Below are 19823 nucleotides of genomic sequence, written 5' to 3'. Positions count from 1 at the left end.
CGATGGACGGCCCGGCGCACCAGGTCCTGGCGGATGGACGCCTTCACCTCCAGCACGGGCCGATCGACCTGGTGCTGCGCGCCTACGGGGCCGGATCCGCCGTGGCCGAGGCGCATCGTGCGGCCGTCGCCCGCTTCGCGACGGTGCTGGGCGAGCTCGTCGGCGAGTTGCCGGAACTGCGCAAGGCCATGAGCGAACGACCCCGGGTCGAGGGTCGAATCGCCCGCCGGATGATCGCCGCGTGCCGGCCGCACAAGGCGTTCGTCACGCCCATGGCCGCGGTGGCGGGCGCGGTCGCCGACGAGATCCTGGAGGCGATGTGCGAGGCCGCCCCCCTCGACAAGGCCTTCGTCAACGACGGCGGCGACATCGCGATCCACCTCACCGAGGGCGAGACCCTGGCGGTGGGCGTGGCGGCGGATTTCTCCCGCGGCCCGGTGCCGGCGATGAACGGCCGGGTGATCCTGAGCCATCGGGACGGCATCGGCGGCATCGCCACCTCGGGGCGGCAGGGCCGCTCCTTCTCCCTCGGGCTCGCCGATTCGGTCACGGTGCTCGCCCGCGACGCCGCCGGGGCCGATGCCGCGGCGACGCTCATCGCCAATGCGGTCGACTTGGTCAATGCGGTCGACTTGGCCAACGCGGTCGACTTGGCCGACGCGGTCGACTTGGCCGACGCGGTCGACTTGGCCCGTCATCCCGGCATCCGGCGCGTCCCCGCCACCGATCTCGACCCGGATTCGGATCTCGGCTCCCGCCTCGTCACCGTCGCGGTGCCGGAGCTCTCGGCGCAGGAGATCGACGCCGCCCTCGCGGCCGGCCTCCAGCGGGCGGCATCCATGCGCGCCGCCGGCCTGATCCGCTCCGCCGCCCTGATGCTCCAGGGCCGCTCCGTCATTCTCGAAGACCGAAGGAAGATCCGCCCATGATCGAGGTCCGCAAGATCGTCGTCACCGTCGAGGAGGTCCGCCACGACGGCGGCCCCGTGCTGAGCCTGCCCATCCTCAAGGGCGCGGTCGCCTGCCTGGTGAAGAACCCCTTCGCCGGGCGCTACGAGGCCGAGATCACCCCGATGATGGAGGCGTTGAAGCCGCTCGGCGTCGAATGCGCCCGCAAGCTCCTCGACGCGCTCGGCGGCGATCCCGGCCGGATCGAGGCCTACGGCAAGGGCTCGCTGGTGGGGGCATCCGGCGAATTGGAGCACGGCGCCCTGTGGCACGTGCCCGGCGGCTACGCCATGCGCGAACTCTTGGGCCAGGCGCTCGCCATCGTGCCGTCGATGACCAAGGTCGGGCCGATGGGCGCCTCGCTCGACGTGCCGATCCACCACAAGGATGCGGCCTATGTCCGCTCGCATTTCGACGGCGTCACCGTGGCGGTGGCGGACGGTCCCCGTGCCGACGAGATCCTGTTCGCGCTGGCCATGACCACCGGCGGGCGCCCCCATGCCCGCGTCGGCGGCCTGACCAAGGACGCGATCGGGAAGTGGGACGGGCAGCGCTGAACGGACGAGCCGCGGGGGCGCGTCACGCCGCTCCCCGCTCCACCGCCTCCGGCCGCGGCCCCGGGCTCGCCTCGACGCGGTTGCGGCCGTTGCGCTTGCAGCGGTAGAGCGCGGCGTCGGCGCGGGCGACGAGGCTGTCGGTGCTCTCGCCCGGGGCCAGCGTCGCGACGCCGAAGGAGCAGGTGCGGGCGCCGACCTCCGGCAGGGAGGTCCCCTCGACGCGCAGGCGCAGGCGCTCGGCGATGGCCGTGGCCGTTGCGAGGTCGGCGTCGGGGCAGAGCAGCATGAATTCCTCGCCGCCCCAGCGGCCGAGGATGTCGGTGGGCCGCACCGCGTCGCGCAGGAGCGCCGCGAAGGCGACCAGCACCTGGTCGCCGACCTTGTGGCCGTGGCGGTCGTTGACCGACTTGAAGTTGTCGACGTCGCCGAGGATCAGCGACAGCGGCGCGCCGCCCCGGGCGGCCTGCTCCGCCGCCTCGGCCAGGGCCTCGTCGAGCTTGCGCCGGTTGAACAGTCCGGTGAGGAGATCGGTATGGGCCAGGGCCTCGAGGTCGCGGGTGCGCTCGGCGATCCGGTCCTGCAGCGTCGCGTTCATCTCGCGCAGGTCGCGCATCAGGGCGGCGTTCTCCTCGAAGGAGCGCCGCAGGCGGTCGCGCATGGTGTTGAGGGCGCTCGCGAGCGCGTGCAGCTCGTTGCGCCCGCCCGCCTCGATGGTGAGCGGCGGCGCCGCCAGGGTATCGGCGTCGATCCGCGCGAGGTAGGAGCGGATCTGGTGGAGCGGCCGGCCCACCATGGTGCGGATCACCAGATAGAAAATGATCCACAACATCAGCGACTTGATCGCCGAGTTGATCAGGATCACGTACAGCGTGTTCTTGACCTGGTCGATGGCGATGCTGTCGTCGGAATGGACGGTCCATGACCCGATCGGATAGTGGCGGCCGTTCTCGTCGGTATGCACGACCGGAAAGGTGCGGCTGAACGGCGTGCCGAAGCGGCGTGTCGCCGTCTCGTCGTCGCGGCCGATATGCCAGGTCTTGCCGGATTCGTCGGTGAAGGTGCCGGTGGCCTGGACGCGCCGGCCGGCCTCGTCGCGGACCTCGACCCCGACCACGGCCGGAATCTCCTTCATGCCCGCCAGGATGCCGCGCAGCACCTCGGCGTTGTAGCGCCACATCGCGTCCTCGATGCCGGGGCTGAAGGTGCGCTGGAGCGCCGCGACGTCGTCCTGCAGGCGCTGGCTGGCCGCCCGGTAGGCGACGACCATCTGGACGGCCGTCAGACCCACGGCCACCAGGATGTAGCAGCCGAACATCACCCGCATCAGACGGCCGGCGAGGGCCCGGTCCCGGGCCGGTGGACCGGCTGCGAGGGTCCTGCGGATCGAGCGAAGGATCGCCATGCCCTAGGCGCGGCTCCGGGCGCAGCGGATCCGCGGGACGGATGCGGACAGGACGGTCGTGCGTTGCCGCTGACGACAGCTCCCCGTTCCCATGTCTCTCCCCGTCCTGCTCGACCCACGCAAGTCTGTTAGACTCGGGGCCGACATTCAAGATCCGGTTAAGCGCCGAATGTACCGCACCATGGCCATAAATTCCTAAATCATCCCCTTACGCAGGAACGACTCCGCTGCGGCAGCGCGGGCGGGACGATCCGGGACCGACCGTCATGATTCGCCGTAGCCGATCGGCCATGCGCAAACAATGACGATCCAGTCCCGCAACCGTGTCGCCGGCTCGAAATTCGACTGATCTGGCTCGATGGACGATGCAGAGTGGGCGGAAAGTCACGCCCCTATCCCGGTCGGATCATCGCATCCGGCGATGACGACCTGCCCCGGGCGCCTTCGCGCCTCGCGAATCAGTGTGCATCAAGCTATAGCCGGACGGTCGGACGCTGGATCGTGCCGACAATCGTGAAGGGCGAGACCTCGTCGCCGACGAGCATCGGCCTCGCCTGTCGGCCCCCCCACCGGCCCCCCGCTTGCAAAGGCGAGCCGCGGCGTGCGGTCCTTGATCGACCGCACGTACCAGGGCCTCGTCGACGCTTGCGAACCGTGAAAACTTGCGAACCGTGAAGACAGTCGAGGGCACCGCCATCCGTCATACGGATGGCGGTGCCCTCGTTCATTCAATCGAGACTCAGAAGTTCGAGCCGGCGCGGCGGCGGGCCATGAAGGCGTCGAACTGCTCGCGGTCGCGGGCGCGCTTCAGCTCGTCCACGAATTCGGTGAAGGCCCGGCTCTCCTCCTCGAGGCGGCGGCGCTCTTCTTCCAGGCGCTCGATCTCCTTGCGGCGATACTCCTCGAAGGCCCAGTTGCCGCTGTCGTGGCGGGCCGCGCCGAAGCCGGAGAAGCCCGAGAACCCGTTGCGGAAGGACCGCTCGGCGAAGGACTTCATCTCGTTGAGAGCCGGATAACCCATGAGCTTCCACACCACGTAGGCCGCGGCCAACGGCCACGCATAGATGAAACCGATGACGATCGCGCCGATCTCGATGGAGCGGCGCGGGAACGGGCCGTTGCGGCAGGCGCGGCCGCTCGACCAGGGGGCAGAGGAATACGACACGTCACGATCTCCCGCAGGATGTAAATGTGAACGACATTTACATGCGGGGTCGGCGGGGCGGTTTCAAGGAGGGCCGCGGGGAAATCGGCAGCGGCCCTGACGATCGGTGCGGCCTCCTCAGGGGCTCGGGCTCGCCATGCCCTTCTGTCCTAGGACCTCAGTGGATCCAGGGCCGGCGAGGTCCCGCAGGAGCAGGGAGGCCGCCTCGGGCTCGCTGGCGCCCGCCGGGACCATTCCGGCATAGACCGTGAAGCTCTGGATCTCCGCCGGGATCGGACCGACGAGGTGCGCGCCCGCCACCGCCAGCAGCTCGCTCGTCTGCTGGAGGGCGATGTCCGCCTCGCCGGAGACGAGGCGCGCCGCCGCCAGGCCGCCGCGCACCAGGACGAGCTTGTCCCTCATCCGATCGGCGATGCCGAGGCGTTCGAAGAGCTGCGCAAGGTAGATCCCGCTCGACCCGCCGGAAGCCGGATCGACCATCGCGACGGCCCGCGCCCGCAGCAGCGCCTCGCGAAAGCCCGCCAGGGTGGTGATGTCGGGGATCGGCGCCCCGTCGCGGATCGCCACGCCGATCCCGACCCTCGCGAGCGGCACCGGCGGCGCACCGGCCAAGCGGCCGTCGCGGATCAGGGCGTCGAACCCGCCGGGGGTGAGCACCACGAGGTCGGCCCGGCCTCCGTCGCGGATCGCCTGCGCCACCGCCCCGGCCGTCTCGTTGCGGATGGTGACATGGTGGCCGGTGCGCCGCTCGAAAGCCGGCACCAGGGCCGCCGCCACGGGTTTGTAGGCGCCGGTGGTCAGGAGCGCGATCTCGGCCGCCTGCACCGGCACGGCCAGGGCGAGGGCGAGGCAGGCGGCTCCGCCGGCACGCGTCAGGGCGTAGAGCAGCGGCTTGGTGCGGCGCATGGATGGAGGCTCCCACGGACCGTTGTCCGGCCCTGCCTCATCGGTAGCCGAGCCGGAGGCGCCTCAGCGAGCAAAATCCGAGAAGCCGCCGCTCACCGCCCCCGAGGCTGCCAGCGCCGCCCGGCTCCCGGGGGAGAGCAACGCCGCGAGTTCCGCCGCATAGGCGTAGCCCGGCGCCTCGCCCGGAAAGCCGCCCGCGGTCGCGGGATGCAGGTAGAGTTCGGTCAGCCCGTCCGGCAGGTGGCGCAGCAGACCCTCCACGCGGGCGGGCGTCATCGCCCCCGACCAGGCGAGGCCGAGCACGCCGTCGGGCGTGAGGAGGCCGGCGCGCCGGGCGCGGGCCCGCAGCAGGGCCGCCCAGGGCGCGGTGTCGAGGGCACGCCCGGGCCTCGCCCCCGGCTCGGCGCGGCGCAACGCTTCGCGCGATTCCCGCGGCACCCGGATCGCCCGCATCCCGAACTCACGCCCGATGCGGAGCACCATCCCGGCGATGATCGGGTGGACGTGGAAGTGCTTGTGCGCGTTGACGTGGTCGAGGGGCAGCCCGGTGGCGCGGAACGCCTCGAACTGTGCCCGGATCTCGGCGGCGAGCTGGCGGCGGGCGCTCCGTTTCAGCGCCAGGTCGAGCCCGAGCCGCCCCTGGTCGGACCGGATCAGCCCGGCCTCGTCCACGAGGTCCGGCAGGTCGGCGGCCGGCAAGGTCGGCCAGGCCTCGACCATCACGAGATGCAGGCCCACCCGCAGGGACGGCATCGCGCGGGCGCGCGCCACCGCGTCGGCGGCGCCGGGCGCCGACACCATCAGGCTCGCCGCGGTGAGGATGCCGTCGCGGTGCGCCCGCTCCACCGCCTCGTTGACCTGGAGCGAGAGGCCGAAATCGTCGGAGGTGACGACGAGGCGCTTGCGCGGCGCAGGGTGGGTCATGGGCGTCGTGTCTCGTAATGCAAGAAAGCCTCCCCGTCCGGCCGGACGGGGAGGCTCGCACCCGCTTCGGGTGGGACTAAGGGCTTACGCCGCCTTCTTGGACACGCCCTGGCGCTCGCGCAGGAAGTGCCAGAACTCGACGCCCTCGCGCAGGCGGCGCTTCATCATGTCGGGCGAGCGCACCATCTCGCTGACGATCGAGGCGATCTTCGGGGCGCGGAAGTAGAACTTCTTGTAGAATGCTTCGACCGAGTTGAAGATCTCGGTGTGCGACAGGTGCGGGTAGTGCAGCGGCGCGATCTGCACGCCGTTCTCGTCGACGAGCTCGGCATTGTCCTTGTCGAGCCAGCCGTTCTCCACCGCCTGCTTGTACAGGAAGGTGCCCGGATAGGGCGCCGCGAGCGAGACCTGGATGGTGTGCGGGTTGATCCGCTTGGCGAAGGCGATCGTCTCCTGGATCGTCTCGCGGGTCTCCCCCGGCAGGCCGAGGATGAAGGTGCCGTGGATGGCGATGCCGAGCTCGTGGCAATCCTGGGTGAACCGCTCGGCGACCTCGACCCGCATGCCCTTCTTGATGTTGTTGAGGATCTGCTGGTTGCCCGACTCGTAGCCGACGAGCAGCAGGCGCAGGCCGTTGGCCTTGAGCACCTCGAGGGTCTTGCGCGGGACGTTCGCCTTGGCGTTGCACGACCAGGTCACGCCGAGCTTGCCGAGCTCGCGGGCGATTTCCTCGGCGCGCGGCAGGTTGTCGGTGAAGGTGTCGTCGTCGAAGAAGAACTCCTTGGTCTGCGGGAACTCCTTCAGGCAGTACTTGATCTCCTCGATCACGTGCGCGACCGAGCGGGTGCGGTAGGTGTGGCCGCCGACCGTCTGCGGCCACAGGCAGAACGTGCAGCGCGACTTGCAGCCCCGGCCCGAATAGAACGAGATGTAGGGGTGCTTGAGGTAGCCGATGAAGTACTTCTCCATCTCCAGGTCGCGCTTGTAGACCGAGGTCACGAACGGCAGCTGGTCCATGTCGGTCATGATCTCGCGGTCCTCGTTATGGACCACGACGCCGTCGGCGTTGCGGTACGAGAGACCCTTGATCTCCGCCATCGGCACGCCCTCAGCGACCTCCTTGACGGTGAAGTCGAACTCGTTGCGGGCGCAGAAATCGACCGCCGGAGCCTGGGCCATCGAGCCGGCGGCGTCGACCGCGACCTTGGCGCCGATCAGGCCGGCGATCAGCTTCGGGTTGGCGGCCTTCAGCGCCTCGATCGTCTTCACGTCCGACTTGAACGACGGCACCGAGGTGTGCAGCACCACGAGGTCGAAGTCCTTGGCCTGGGCCACGATCTCCGGCAGCTTGATGTCGTGCGGCGGCGCGTCGATCAGCTTGGAGTTCGGCACGAGCGCGGCCGGCTGGGCGAGCCAGGTCGGGTACCAGAACGACTTGATCTCGCGCTTGGCCTGGTAGCGCGAGCCGGCGCCGCCGTCGAAGCCGTCGAAGGTGGGGGCCTGGAGGAAGAGGGTCCGCATCATCGGGAGGATCGTCTCTTGAGAAGAAGAGGCCGCATCCGCGGCCGGTGAGGCCGCCGGGCGGCCCGATGAGATGTCGTTCAAGTCGAGGGAGCGCCGGACTCGCGGGCGAGGCCGGAATCCGGGATCAGCGTACCGTCCGCAACGACCCGATAATCATGACCTTTCCAAGTCACGGCGCCGGACATGAAGCACCAGGCGAAGCCGGCGAAGGACAGGAGGTCGCGGATCGGCAGCAGCCAGTAGGGATGCGGCTCGAGGCCGAAGGCCCGCTCGATCCGCGTGCACAGGACGATCCGGCAGGCGAGCGCGAGCGCGGCGGCGGCCAGCGTCCAGGCGCCCGAATCGGGCAGGAGCGCGGCGATCAGCGCCAGCGGGAAGGCGTGGGTGACGAGGGTGCCGGCATACCCGACCGGATCGACGTTGCGGATCGTGCGGTTCCAGCGGGTCTCGTGCCGCCACAGGCCGGCGAGCGAGGTATCGACGCAGGTATGCCCGATGGTGAAGTTCGGGATCGCCACGATGCCGCCTTGAGCGCGGAGCGCCGCCCCGAGGGTGTAATCGTCGGCGAGATCGTTGCGGATCGCCTCGAAGCCGCCGATGCGGGCGAGGATCTCGGTCCGGAACGCGATGGTGGAGCCGAAGCAGGGATCGGCCAGGCCCAAGCCCGTCCCCATGAGGACGTTGGGCAGGAACTGGGTGTCGATGGCGAGCGCCGAGAGATGCGCCCACACGCCCCGGTTCGCCGGCACGCCGTGATAGAGGCAGGTGACGCCCGACACGCCCGGCCGGGCCAGCTCGGCGACGATGCGCTCGAGGTAGTCGGGCGCCACCACCATGTCGCTGTCGGCCAGCACCACGATCTCGTTGGCGATGAGCCCTGCCATGTTGATGAGGTTCGAGACCTTGCGGTTCGAGCCGTGCTGGCGGGCATCGATGACGAGGTCGATGCGAAGATCGGGATGCTCGGCCTTGAGCCGGTGCACCACGGCGATGGCCGGGTCGGCGGCGTTCTGGACCCCGAAGATCACCTGCACGGCACCCGCATAGGCCTGGGCGCAGAAGGTGGTGAGGTTGGCGTGAAGGTTCGGCTCGTCGCCGCAGAGCGGCTTGAGCAGGGTCACGGAGGGGCGATCGCCGGCGGGCAGCCGCGGCACCGGGCGGCGGGCGAGGCGCCCGGCGAGCCACGCGGTGGTCAGGCCGTACACGCATCCGGCGAGCGCCAGGACGAGCAGGGGGGCGGAGATCCAGGTCCATTCCATGGCGCGGGGCGATCCCTGGGAGGAGTTGGCCGCGTGGGGCGCGGCAGGCCGTGTTGTTGAAGGTGCGGTCGTGAGGGTTGACGGCCGGTGTTCGTCGGTCGTCAACCACAGGCCGATGCAATCTGGCCGACGCAGCTTGGGCGAAGCTGTTTGGCCGAGGCTACTCGCCCGCGGCTACTCGCCCGAGGCTACTTGGCCTTGGGCGCCGGAGCCGCGAGCATCGTCTCGGTCGACTTCTTCAGGTGGGCGAGCAGGGCATCGGCCCCGCCCTCCTGCAACGGCTCCGAGAAGCCGGTGCGCAGGGTGCCGGCCTCGCTCACCGTGCCCTGCAGGAAGACGTCGGTGATCCTGTTGTCGGCGTTCAGCACGTAATCGACCGGGGAGGTGTCGCCGCTGCCGTCGGTCACCGTGACGTGGACGATGCGGCCCTTGCCGCGCGCCTCGCTCTTCGGGTCGATGGCGAATGTGCTGCCGGTCGCGGCCCCCAGCCGGGTGGCGTAGGTGGTGGCGAGGTAGGGCTCGAAGGCGGCGACCAGCGCCTGCTGCTTGTCGGCCGGGATCTCTTTCCAGCGGGTGCCGACGCCGAGGCGCAGCATCTCCGGCAGGTCGAAGGTCTCCTTCATCGGGCCGGCCAGGATCTCGGCGCGGGCGCGCACGTCGCCGGCCTTCAGCGCCGCTTCCAGGGCATCGGTCATGCGCCGCACGGCGGCGACCGCGGGATCGCCCTCTCCGGCCGGGGCGGGGGCGGTCTGCGCCAGGGCCGGCGATGCGGCCACCAGGAGGCCGGCGATCGCCAGGTTGCGCAGGGTCTCGCGTCGGGTCTGCACCAGGTTACTCTCCTTTGCCGTCGGCGGGGGCCGCGGCGTAGCCGTAGGCAGGCACATGGGATTGGCGCAAGTGTGCGCGGCCCGGACGCAGCCATGTCCGCAGGGCCGCGCCGATCCCGGCCGCAGGCGTGCGGCCCTGATCGGCTTCCCGCTCCATCGCGTGCCAGAGCATCAGGCTCGGCAGACCGACCGCGAGGTCGGCGAGCCGCTTGATCAGCGACAGGGCCAGCGCCGCCTCGGCCGGGATGCCGAACACCGCGCAGAGCGCGATCAGGCCGCCCTCCTGGGCGCCCAGCGCCCCCGGCACCGCGAAGGCGGCGCCGCGCACGGCCTGGGCCAGGCTCTCGATCACGATCGCCTCGAGGAAGCCGACCTCGTAGCCCATGAAGCGCAGGGCGATCCAGACCTCGAGGGTGCCGATGATCCAGCCGAAGAGATGCGTGCCGATGGCGGCGACGATGCGGCCGCGGGCGGCGTAGAGGGCGCGCAGGCGCTCGAACAGCACGTCGACGGCGCCGAAGATCCGCCATTCGCGCCCGCCGGCGAACCGGTCGATCGCCGCCTGGAGCAGGCTCTGGCCGAAGCGGCGCTGCACCAGGTAGAAGGCGACGAGGGCCGGCGCCGCCACCACGAGGCCGAGGCCCACGTAATGCACGATCGGCCCGTCGCCCCCGAGCGCCACCAGGATGCCGAGGCCGGCCACGGTGAACAGGAACTGGGTGAGCGCCTGGACCATCAGGTCGACGAGGGTGCTGGCACCCGCCAGCGCCCCGGGCACCCGGTGCAGGGTCAGCAGCCGGGCGCCGATCAGGTCGCCGCCGACCTGCGCCACGGGAAGCAGGGTGTTCACCCCCTCGCGCACGAAGCGCACGCCGATGCAGGCGCGCAGCAGCGGCGTCTCGCCGCGGGGAAACACGATCCACCAGCCGAAGCCGGCCCAGGCGACGGCGACGAAGCGCGCGACCACGACCAGCACGGCGCCCCAGCCGGACGCCCACAGGGCCGCGGCGACCGCCTCCGGTCCCGAGGAGACGAACAGGCCGATCACGGTGCAGAGGCCGGCGATCAGGCCCAGTGTCGTCAGTCGCTTCATGACCCTCTTTCTGTCGCAGCGGCTGTGGCCTCAAGCGGCGCGCCATTCCGGCAACGGGGTCGAAACAAAGGGGCGCCGTTGCACCTCGGCACGTTGCAGCTTTGATGGGCGCTGTCTATCACCGCCCGGACACAGTGCCGGCGAAACCGGCACATCTCACCGGCGCGGCTTTTCGGCACAAGCAGGGCCGCGCAAGCCGAGCCTGCCCAAGCATCGCCGCAAGCTCACTTTACGGCGCATCGTCCTCCCCGCCCCGATTCGGCCGGCGGGGGCCGGATACGCGAAAGAAGGCCGCTCGTGACGGCCACCAGGGGACGAACATCATGGATCGGGAGACGACCTTCGAGGCCGAGCGCGGCGCGCTCGACGACACGACCGCGCACGACCTGACGTCGTTCGGGGGCGACGCCCCCGGCCGCGCGCCGGCGCCGCAATCGCCCGTGATGGCCTGGAACGAGTGGGACCCGCTGGAAGAGGTGATCGTCGGCTCGCTCGACGGCGCCACGATCCCGACCCACCACCTGACGGTGATCTTCAACCTGCCGCGGGCCGCCCAGCCGTTCTACCGGTTCGCCTCGGGCTGGAAGTACCCGAAATTCATGAAGAAGCTCGCCCAGCAGGAGCTGGACGGCTTCATCAAGATCCTGGCCGGCGAGGGCGTGAAGATCCGCCGTCCCGATTCCGTGGACTTCTCGAAGAAGTTCCGGGCGCCGCGCTGGTCGTCGCGCGGCTTCTGCGTCGCCTGCCCGCGCGATCCGTATCTGGTGATCGGCGACGAGATCATCGAGAGCCCGATGTGCTGGCGCTCGCGCTACTTCGAGGGCGACGCCTACCGCTCGCTGTTCAAGGAGTATTTCCGGGCCGGCGCGCGCTGGACCTCGGCGCCGCGGCCCCAGCTCACCGACGACCTCTACAACTACGATTACCGGGTGCCGAACCTGAAGGCCGGCGAGCCGATGCAGTTCACGGTGAACGAGTTCGAGCCGGTCTTCGACGCGGCCGACTTCGTGCGCTGCGGCCGCGACCTGTTCGTCACCCGCTCCAACGTGACCAACCTGATGGGCATCGAGTGGCTGCGCCGCCACCTCGGCCCGGGCTTCCGCATCCACGAGATCGAGAGCCGCTGCCCGCAGCCGATGCACATCGATTCGTCGTTCATGCCGCTCGCCCCCGGCAAGGTGCTGGTCAACCCCGACTACATCGACGTCGAGAAGCTGCCGGCGGTGCTCAAGAAGTGGGACGTGCTGATCGCCCCGCGCCCCGACCCCGTCGAGGGCTTCATGAGCAAGATCTCGATGTGCTCGCCCTGGACCTCGATCAACGTTCTTGCCATCGACGAGAAGAAGATCGTCGTCGATGCGAGCCAGCCGACGCTGATCAAGGCGCTCAAGGACTGGGGCTTCGACCCGATCCCGACGCCGTTCCTGTCCTACGGCCCGTTCGGCGGATCGTTCCACTGCGCCACGCTGGACGTGCGCCGCCGTGGGCCGCTTAAGTCGTATTTCTAGGCCGCTTGACGGCTCTTTCCCAGCTCCGGCCCGAGGCGGGGCCGCCTGAGGAAAAATGGTGCGCCTCCCCCTCCCGTTCGGGAGCGGGGAGGCCTCGTCTCATTCTCGAGCCGAGCCATTCCTCGGATACTCTATATATTTTTGGCGATAGTTTTCGCGGCGACGGTGTTTCCGCCGTAACGGGGGTCCGAGCGCCCTCGACGCTCCCCGCCCCGTTCGCATTGTCCCCGCCATCCGTCGGCCATGGCGCGCTCCAGCGCGTGACGCGGCGCAGGGCCGTCCGCCGTCGCCCGACGAGGATCCCGGCGCGCGGCGGCCACGGCCTGATCGACTCCGCGGTTCTCGCGCACCTGCTCGACGCCGGCGACGGGATGGTCGCTCTCGCGCGACGTCGCGGCCGCGTTTCCCCGTCCGGGCTCGCCCGTCGCCCGGTCGAGCCTTCACGCCGCCGAGGCGCCCTCCCCCGTCACCGCCCGGCGGTCGGTCCCTTGTCGGTCCAGTCCGGCGGCAGGCCGAAGGAGTCGCCGATCATGGCGTCGATGCCGGGCGCCCGGCCGAAAGCCTGGCAATCCGGATCACGGGGCATCTCGCCCAGCACGGTCACGCGGATGCGGTCGTAGGTCGGGATGGTAAGCTCGGATTCGAACGGGTCCTCGCCGGTGGCGAGGTAGGAGCCGAAATCCTGGCCGAAATCGCCGGCGAGGTCGTAGATGTCGGCGACGGGCGAGAAGCGGGCCTGGTTGGTGAAGGAGTTGGCGCCCCCGGCCCACACCATCGCGGCGCGCTGCTGGCGGCGGGCATCCAGCGCCTCGGCCTCGACCGTGAGGTCGCCGAGCCCGATCGGCAGGCGAGGCACCGGCACCTTGCCGATCGTATCGGCGAAGCCGACGCCGACCTGCGCGGCGATGGTGATCGCCGCCGAGGCGCCGACCGCGACGCCGGAGGCCGGCACGTTGGTGAGGCTCGCCCGGGTGACGTTCGACCGGATGGTCAGGTCGGCGGGGCCGGAGGACACCACGTCGTAGCGCAGGGACAGCTCGTAGCAGAGCGCCCGGTCGGCCGCGTTGGCGACGACCCGGCGCTCCTGCTCGGTCACGCCGGGGCCCGAGACCGCCGCCGAGAAGGTGGTGGGAATGATGCGGACGGTGCGCACCCGGGCCATCGCGGCCTTGTCGATGAAGATCCGCGACTTCGTCGCGGTGGCCTCGCTCGAGGTCAGGTGGTCGTAGCGCGTCAGCAGGCCGGTCTGGGTCAGAACCGGCGTGGCGCAGCCCGCGAGAAGGGCCAAGGTCGCCGCAGCCGCAACGCGGCGGGCGGCCCGCGTGGTCGAGGCAGCCTTGATGGTCGTCCGCATTCGGTCGCTTTCCCGGATCACGCGAAGCCGAACCTCCGGAACCCCTGATCGGATTCCCGGAGGCCGGCTCCAGGCGGCGCATGGGCGGGCCCGTCCGGGCTCGCCGCGCCGTTATGCCGGAAAGCCTAGCCGTCGCGGCGATCCCGGGAAAGGAGAGCTTGGCCGCCGTCGTCGCTTCGCCGCGCGCTGTAACGCCCGGGCCACATTGTTTCCGAAGGTCGGCCCCCTCCCGGGTCCATCAGGCGAGGGCCGCCATGCTGCAGCTCTGGCCGCCATCCACCGGCAGGCACACGCCGGTGATGAAGCGGGCCTCGTCGGAGGCGAGGAAGACCGCCGCGTGGGCGATGTCCCAGGCCTCGCCGAGGCGGCCGAGCGGGACCCGGCGGTCGCGGCCCGATTCGGGCGTGCCGGCGCCGCGGCATTCGTCGGCCAGCGTGGTGTCGAGGAGGCCCGGCAGGATCGCGTTCGCCCGGATGCCGTCGCGGGCATATTGCATCGCCACCGACACGGTGGCCTGGTTCACCGCCGCCTTGGCGGCGGCGTAGGCGAAGGCCGGCGTGCCGGTCCAGCGCCGGGAGGCGACCGACGAGATGTTGACCACCGCCCCCGAACGCCTGGCCCGCATGCCCGGCAGCACCGCCTTGCAGGTCCGCCAGACCCCGCCGACATTGACCTCGATCGCCCGCCGCCAGGTCTCCTCGTCAAGATCCTCGGGGCCTCCGGCTTCGGGCAGGCCGACATTGTTGTGCAGGATGTCGAGGCGGCCGAACCGCGCCTCGCCGGCGGCGACCGCACGCGCCACGGCGTCGTAATCGGTGACGTCGGCGCACAAGGCCTCGGCCTCGTTGCCCTCCTCGACGACGATCTGCGCCGTCTCCTCGGCGGCGGCGAGGCCGCGGTCGACGCAGATCACCCGGGCGCCCTCCCGGGCGAAGGCGACCGCCACCGCCTTGCCGTTGCCCCAGCCGGTGCCGGCGGAGCCCGCCCCGAACACGATCGCGACCTTCCGCAGCAGACGTGTCGACATGGCCCGACCTCCATCCCTCGACGGAGAGTCGCGAAAAAGGCGCGCATCGCGCAACGGGCGGCAAAGCAGGGCGGCCAGACGCCGCCCGCATGGATGGCGGATCAGGCCCGGGCGGGTGCAGGCCCCCTGGCGAGGCGCCAGGCCGCGACCGCGGCCGCCAGCGCGAGGCAGAGCTGGGCCATGCTCCCCTCCCCCAGATGGGCGTGGCCGAGATCGAACCGCACGGCGAGGCGCACGGCCCATCCCGCCGCCCAGTAGCCGAGGCAGAAGGTCAGGGCGGCGAGGAGGAGAGCGACGAAGTCGTTCATGAGCGAGGCCCCCTTGCGGGCGAGGATGCGACCGCCGCCGGCCCGCCGGCCGGTGGCACGACCATCAGACCCGGGCAATCTTGCCCGGAGCCTGTCTGCCCGGACGAGCAGCAAGAGCCGCGCCAGCAGCTCGGATCCTCACTCCGGCCGGGTCGCCTGCATCGACGGGCGCTCGCCGAACCGCGCGTACCACTCCGCCGCCGCAGGCGCGCGCTCGCGCCAGCCGAGATCGGGCAGGCGCAGGTCGAGATAGCCGAGGCCGCAGCCATAGGTGATGGTGGCGATGTCGACCCGCTCGCCGAATTCCGGCGCCGCCGCCTCGATCCGCGCCAGGGCATCGACGATCTTTTCGCGTTGGCCGGCGACCCAGGCCGGCGACCGCTCGGTCTCCTGGCGCACCCGGGTCTCGTAGACGCAGAGCAGCGCCGCATCGAGGAGGCCGTCGCCGGTCGATTGCGCGGCGAGCGCCGTCCAGCGCGCCGGGCCGGGTGCCGGGAAGAAACCACCGGCGCCGAGATGGTCGAGGTATTCGCAGATCACCCGGCTGTCGGCCAGCGCGGTGCCGTCGTCGAGGAGCAGGGTCGGCACCTGCCCGAGCGGGTTCTGCGCACGAATGTTGGCGTCGCGGTTGATCGGGTGCGCGGCCGCCGGGAGCAGCTCCAGCTTGTCGAACAGGCCGAGCTCGTGGGCGACGACCAGGACCTTGCGGACGAACGGGGATGCCTTGGCGTAGAAGAGCTTCATGGGGTTCCTCCTGTTGTTCTGGTTATCGATCGTCCACTCCGCGACCTCACCGTGACGTGTCAGTCGATCTCCGATCGCCGACACCTCAGGATGAGGCCGGGGGTGGGGAGAGGTTACGGCTGGGCGGCCTTCATCACCGATCCGCTCCGTCCGCTCACTGCCCCCGACCGGACGCCGTCGGCTTGGCGGCGGGCTTCGCCGGGGCCGGCGCGGCACCCGGCGCCGCGGGCTTGGGCGGGGCCGGCGGGCGCGGGGTCTCGAGGCTGAGGCGGCGCACCGGCCAGCCGTCGCTCCAGCGCTCCATGTCGATGAAGCGCGGGTTGCTCTTCAGGCTCGTGGCAGTCTGGCCCGAGAACGCGGCGGCCGCCGCCATGTCGAAAGTCTTCCAGAAGGCGAGGTAATCGAGGCTGTCGGTGCCGGCGGCGTTGATCTGGCCGACGAGCACGGTCTGCTCGCCGGTGAGCGTCATGTCGGCCGACCACTTGAACGGGGCCGGCTTCTGCTTCGGGTCGGGGGCCGGCAGCTTGATCTGGCCCAGGTCATAGGCCGCGTTGCCGCCGGCGGGCGCGGCCAGGGTGGCGGAGAGCGCCGGGAAGCCGTGATCGTCGGACAGCGCGCGGACCATCAGCTTGTGGTCGGTCGGCACGCCGGTGGTCTCCCGCATCACCCGGCGGGCGGCGATGTCGGCGGCGCGGGCGTCGCGGTCGCCGATCACCGTGACGATCAGCGTCGCGGGGTCGACGTCGTTGAGGTCGTGGAGCGCGATGCCGCGAGCCTTGTCGTCCCGGGCGATGCCGCCCGGCATCGCGCCGAAGATCAGCCGCGGCGCCGGCAGGCCGGTCGTCCTGGCATGGGCCGCGATGTTGGCCGCCAGCGGCACGCCGGCGAGGTGGCCGATCAGCGCGAGGCGGGTCGTGTCGGGCTTCGCCTCCTGGTCGCCGGTCAGTTCCGCGAGCGCGTCCTTCACCAGGGTCGCGGCGATGCCGCTCGCATCCACCGGGCGGGTCCGGCCCACCTCCTGGAAGCGGGGAAACAGCACCAGGTAGCCGGAGCGGGCCAGGTGCTCGATCCAGGACCCATAGGCCTGCGGGTTCACCGCGCCCCAGGCATGGAGCAGCACCGCCACCGGACGCCCCCCGGCCGGGGCGGCCCCGTTGCCGTAATAGGCGAGCGTGACCGCGCCGGCCCGGCCGAGCGCCCGCTTCACCACGCTCGCGGCGGCATAGGCCTGGCCGCCCGGCCCCTCCTTCGGCTGTGCGGGCGGCGTGGCGGCGCCGACGCCGGACGCGCTCCCGACGAGAGCGAGGGCCAGAACGAGCGGGAGGGCGAGCGGAAGGGCGAGGCGGAGGTGGGAGAGGGAAGGCATGAGGCTGGGGGGCTGACGGCTCGGGAGGCGCACCCCACACTGTTTCGCGCCCGCACTCAAGGCGTGATCGCGAATCGAACCGACCCTTCCCGGGTTTGTCACTTCCGCGGTACAGTCACGCCCCGTCCCGGAGAGCCCTCGTCGAAGTCCCGGCCCGGCCCGGAACCGGTTCTAGTCGCTCTTCCCCAGCTCGTTCCCCAGCACCGAGTGCAGCCGGCCGATCAGGGTATCGAGTTCCCGCGGCACCGGTTCGTCGGTGACGTCGGTGTACAGCGATCGCAAGTCCTGCCCGAGCTTGGCGAGCAGCAACGCATCGGCCAGGGACGACGCGGTCGCGTGCGTCTGTCCGTAGCTCGCGGCGTGATTGCTCGGGATCAGCTTCATGGCGCGATTACGGGAACAGGGGTCCCGGCTCCATCGAGGACAGGGGTGAGGTGGGCGGCGCCGATCGGCCCCCGACGGCGACGAGACTTGGTCGATGACTTGGGGTCGATCTCCGTCGCCGGAAGACCGGCTCGGGATGAACAACGCACGTCCGGGACGGCAGTTGCGCCTTATTTTCGGGCATTCCTCTCGGCCGGGCACGACTCGGTCTGTGATAGCGAGCGGTCGCGGCCGATTTGGTCGCGCGCCGCAGGAATTAAGCTTCGTTAACCGTGGCGGTGCCCGGTGGTTCGGGGTCCGGTCTACATCGGCGGCGTCAGCCCGTCCTTGCCGACCGAGATGCTGCGCGCGTCGAGCGTGTCCCCGTCCCGGACGGCCGCGGCGAAGACCTTGGCACCCGGCACCAGCACCGCCCGGTCGGCCGGTTCCAGCATCACGACCGGCGTGCCCGGCGGCACCGCGACCGCGAGGCTCTGGCCCTTGTACGACACCGTGAGGGTGCGGCCGCCGCTGGCGCCCGTGCCGCCGCCTCCGACGGTGCCGTTGGTCATGCTGGTCTCGACCTCCGGCGCCTTGACCGTGCCGTTCGTCATGCTGGTCTCGACCGGCCCGGCGCCGTCGGGCAGCCGGTCCCACGGATAATGCCCCTCCCCGGCGCCGCGCATCGCCTCGGGAAAGATCAGCACTTCGAGAGCGACCGGCGGGTCGCCGGGCTTGGCGCCGGCCTTGGCGGCGGTGCCGATGAAGCTGCCGTCCTTGACCTGATCGAGGCTCGCCGGCACCAGTTGCCCCACCCGCGTCCCGGAGCCGAGCCGGACGGTCTCGACCGTGCCGGCGCGGGTGCGGATGGTGACCGCGTCCGCCTCGACGCGCTCGATCGTGCCGCGCAGGCGCTCGACCTGCGGCGCGGCGAGCGCTGCGCCGAGGGAACCGCCAGCGGCCAGCATCAGGCCGGCGGCTGCGATCGTCCTGAGAAAGGGCATGAGGACACTCCGGGAACCAGGGCCCGGGGTTCGGGCCCCGCCCGTTATGGTTCGCCCGGCAGCGCCGGACATTCCTCTCGCGCAGACGTGAACGGACGCCGGGCTTCACCCCACGATCAGGCTGCAATGCGGCTCGACGACCGGGTTGGCCCGCGACCAGTCGGTGGCGTTGCGGCCGGCATCCCAGGTGAAATCGTCCACGCCGAGATCGACGAAGCGCTGGTGGATTCGCGCGTCGTACTTCTCGCTGACGGCGCGGGTGAGACGCTGGATATCCTTGTTGCGCAGCCTCTGCGTGTTCCCGATTTCATTGTAGTATTGAATATAGCAGAATTTCCGCAGCAGGATCATGCGGGTATGGAGGAACGTCCTCACGCACAACTCGTAATCGTCGGCCGCGGCCAGATCCGGGTTGTGCCCGCCGATGCTGTGATAGAAATCTTTGCGCCACGCCCTGATGTGATTCGGGGCCGAGACGATGTGCCGGATCGTCTTGGCGTTGATCTTCGGCGCCTCGTGGACGATGTAGTCCCGGCCGTTGTAGGTTTCGACCCGATCCCGGCCGTAGAAGAAGGCCCAGTCCTGGCCGTAGGTCGCGTTGCGCCCGTCCTCGAAGACCTCGGCCCAGTCGGTGTAGAGAAAACCCGCGTCGGGATGCCGGTCGAACGCCGCCACGACAGCATCCAGGCTGAACGACGTCAGTTCGTCGTCGTGATCGAGTTCGAGGAGGATGTCGCCGCCGGCCAGGCGGCAGGCCGTCTGCTTCACGTCGCCGATGCGGCCCGAGGGTCGGTGCGGGCGATAGACGCGGATGCGATGGTCCTGCGCGGCCAGGGCGTTCAATTCGGAGAAGGTCGCCCCGTCATCGTCCGAATCGTCGACGATGATCCACTCCCAATCGACGTAGGTCTGGGAGCGCAGAGACTGGAAGGGACGCAGGATCCGGTGGCCCGACCGATAGGCCGGCGTGAAGACGCTCACCAGGGGGCGCGAGCGACGGAACGCCGTCGCATTGTCGAGGAAACAATAGAAGATCTGCCGGCCGATCTCGTCGGCATCGGCATCGCTCGCGAAATTGATCCAGCGCTTGCGCACCTCGTAGGGCGCGCGCATCAGGTTCCGGAATGCCGCCTCCTCGCCGAAGGTCGCGATCACGTGCGGCCGTTTCGCGATGAGAATCTGTTCGAGATCGCGATCGTCCGGGTAAAACGAGCAGTTCAGTTGCCGCGTTTCGACGTCGATATCCGGCCCGGGACTTCTGATCTCGAATTCGCTGCGGCCGAAGACGACGATTTCGGGAAGACTCACGACAGGCCTCGCGAAGGATACATGACACGAACCGACATCTGCGACCGCAGGTGGCCAACCCGGCCGGGGCGCGGGCCTGCTCTCTCCGAGTGTGAGGCACGGATCGCCGGATTTCCATGCTGATCTTGCGCGAGCAGCGGCAGGCGGACCGGCGTGGACGTGTAGTCCGTCACCGGACCGGAGTGAAGGCTATCGCAAACGCTTCCCCCTCTGCGTCAGGGCTGTCCGGGGAAAGTA

General features: G+C 70.4%; 19 protein-coding genes. 3 read left to right on the top strand and 16 right to left on the bottom strand.

The window, feature by feature from the left end:
• The first annotated feature begins 2 nt into the window (after positions 1-2).
• Positions 3-929 (top strand): UPF0280 family protein, encoded by a 927-nt coding sequence (locus F1D61_RS31515; protein ID WP_203155833.1) that lies wholly within the window; start codon positions 3-5, stop codon positions 927-929.
• The gene (locus F1D61_RS31510) at positions 926-1504 is read left to right on the top strand and encodes an amino acid synthesis family protein (RefSeq protein ID WP_203155832.1); all 579 of its coding nucleotides are present in this window, start codon (positions 926-928) and stop codon (positions 1502-1504) included. The genes F1D61_RS31515 and F1D61_RS31510 overlap by 4 nt, the downstream gene beginning before the upstream one ends.
• Before the next feature lie 22 nt (positions 1505-1526).
• On the opposite strand, the gene F1D61_RS31505 is transcribed toward F1D61_RS31510, so the two are convergent.
• The 8 genes from F1D61_RS31505 to F1D61_RS31470 form a co-directional block, all read right to left on the bottom strand.
• Positions 1527-2906 carry a GGDEF domain-containing protein gene (locus F1D61_RS31505; protein ID WP_203155831.1) on the bottom strand — a complete coding sequence of 460 codons (1380 nt, stop codon included), beginning with the start codon at positions 2904-2906 and terminating at the stop codon, positions 1527-1529.
• 739 nt (positions 2907-3645) lie between these two features.
• Positions 3646-4071, bottom strand: coding sequence for a DUF2852 domain-containing protein (locus F1D61_RS31500; protein ID WP_203155830.1), 426 nt, complete (start codon positions 4069-4071; stop codon positions 3646-3648).
• Between the two features lie 117 nt (positions 4072-4188).
• On the bottom strand, positions 4189-4977 hold the full coding sequence (locus F1D61_RS31495; protein ID WP_203155829.1) for a substrate-binding domain-containing protein: 789 nt from the start codon (positions 4975-4977) through the stop codon (positions 4189-4191).
• Between the two features lie 63 nt (positions 4978-5040).
• The gene (gene hpnK / locus F1D61_RS31490) at positions 5041-5901 is read right to left on the bottom strand and encodes a hopanoid biosynthesis-associated protein HpnK (RefSeq protein ID WP_203155828.1); all 861 of its coding nucleotides are present in this window, start codon (positions 5899-5901) and stop codon (positions 5041-5043) included.
• A gap of 84 nt (positions 5902-5985) precedes the next feature.
• A complete protein-coding gene (hpnJ, locus tag F1D61_RS31485) occupies positions 5986-7422 on the bottom strand; it encodes a hopanoid biosynthesis associated radical SAM protein HpnJ (protein WP_203159372.1) in 1437 nt (478 codons plus the stop codon).
• A gap of 80 nt (positions 7423-7502) precedes the next feature.
• Entirely contained in the window at positions 7503-8684 is a 1182-nt protein-coding gene (gene hpnI / locus F1D61_RS31480) for a bacteriohopanetetrol glucosamine biosynthesis glycosyltransferase HpnI (RefSeq protein ID WP_203155827.1), read from the bottom strand.
• A 188-nt stretch (positions 8685-8872) separates the two neighbouring features.
• Complete coding sequence (locus F1D61_RS31475; protein ID WP_246775635.1) at positions 8873-9511, bottom strand: MlaC/ttg2D family ABC transporter substrate-binding protein; 639 nt, start codon at positions 9509-9511, stop codon at positions 8873-8875.
• A gap of 4 nt (positions 9512-9515) precedes the next feature.
• On the bottom strand, positions 9516-10604 hold the full coding sequence (locus tag F1D61_RS31470) for a lysylphosphatidylglycerol synthase domain-containing protein (protein ID WP_203155825.1): 1089 nt from the start codon (positions 10602-10604) through the stop codon (positions 9516-9518).
• Between the two features lie 323 nt (positions 10605-10927).
• Here F1D61_RS31470 and F1D61_RS31465 point away from each other — a divergent pair, with 323 nt between their 5' ends.
• Positions 10928-12112, top strand: a complete 1185-nt coding sequence (locus tag F1D61_RS31465; RefSeq protein ID WP_203155824.1) for an amidinotransferase — start codon at positions 10928-10930, stop codon at positions 12110-12112.
• A 466-nt stretch (positions 12113-12578) separates the two neighbouring features.
• Here F1D61_RS31465 and F1D61_RS31460 read toward each other — a convergent pair whose 3' ends face one another.
• The 8 genes from F1D61_RS31460 to F1D61_RS31425 form a co-directional block, all read right to left on the bottom strand.
• Positions 12579-13466 carry a DUF3313 domain-containing protein gene (locus F1D61_RS31460; protein ID WP_203155823.1) on the bottom strand — a complete coding sequence of 296 codons (888 nt, stop codon included), beginning with the start codon at positions 13464-13466 and terminating at the stop codon, positions 12579-12581.
• 238 nt (positions 13467-13704) lie between these two features.
• Positions 13705-14493 carry an SDR family NAD(P)-dependent oxidoreductase gene (locus F1D61_RS31455; RefSeq protein WP_203155822.1) on the bottom strand — a complete coding sequence of 263 codons (789 nt, stop codon included), beginning with the start codon at positions 14491-14493 and terminating at the stop codon, positions 13705-13707.
• A 101-nt stretch (positions 14494-14594) separates the two neighbouring features.
• On the bottom strand, positions 14595-14801 hold the full coding sequence (locus F1D61_RS31450) for a hypothetical protein (RefSeq protein WP_203155821.1): 207 nt from the start codon (positions 14799-14801) through the stop codon (positions 14595-14597).
• A gap of 138 nt (positions 14802-14939) precedes the next feature.
• Positions 14940-15545, bottom strand: a complete 606-nt coding sequence (locus F1D61_RS31445; protein WP_203155820.1) for a glutathione S-transferase family protein — start codon at positions 15543-15545, stop codon at positions 14940-14942.
• Between the two features lie 154 nt (positions 15546-15699).
• Complete coding sequence (locus F1D61_RS31440; protein ID WP_203155819.1) at positions 15700-16911, bottom strand: alpha/beta hydrolase; 1212 nt, start codon at positions 16909-16911, stop codon at positions 15700-15702.
• Positions 16912-17082: 171 nt separating this feature from the next.
• Positions 17083-17295: a NepR family anti-sigma factor gene (locus tag F1D61_RS31435; RefSeq protein ID WP_203155818.1), complete on the bottom strand. Its 213-nt coding sequence runs from the start codon at positions 17293-17295 to the stop codon at positions 17083-17085.
• Between the two features lie 302 nt (positions 17296-17597).
• Positions 17598-18278 (bottom strand): metal ABC transporter permease, encoded by a 681-nt coding sequence (locus F1D61_RS31430; RefSeq protein WP_246775634.1) that lies wholly within the window; start codon positions 18276-18278, stop codon positions 17598-17600.
• 105 nt (positions 18279-18383) lie between these two features.
• Positions 18384-19586 carry a glycosyltransferase gene (locus F1D61_RS31425; RefSeq protein ID WP_203155817.1) on the bottom strand — a complete coding sequence of 401 codons (1203 nt, stop codon included), beginning with the start codon at positions 19584-19586 and terminating at the stop codon, positions 18384-18386.
• Positions 19587-19823 lie beyond the last annotated feature (237 nt).

Source organism: Methylobacterium aquaticum (assembly GCF_016804325.1).
GTDB classification, from domain to species: Bacteria; Pseudomonadota; Alphaproteobacteria; order Rhizobiales; family Beijerinckiaceae; genus Methylobacterium; species Methylobacterium aquaticum_C.
The sequence above is the reverse complement of the archived record's forward strand: the minus strand, read 5'-3'. Positions and strand labels throughout refer to the sequence as shown.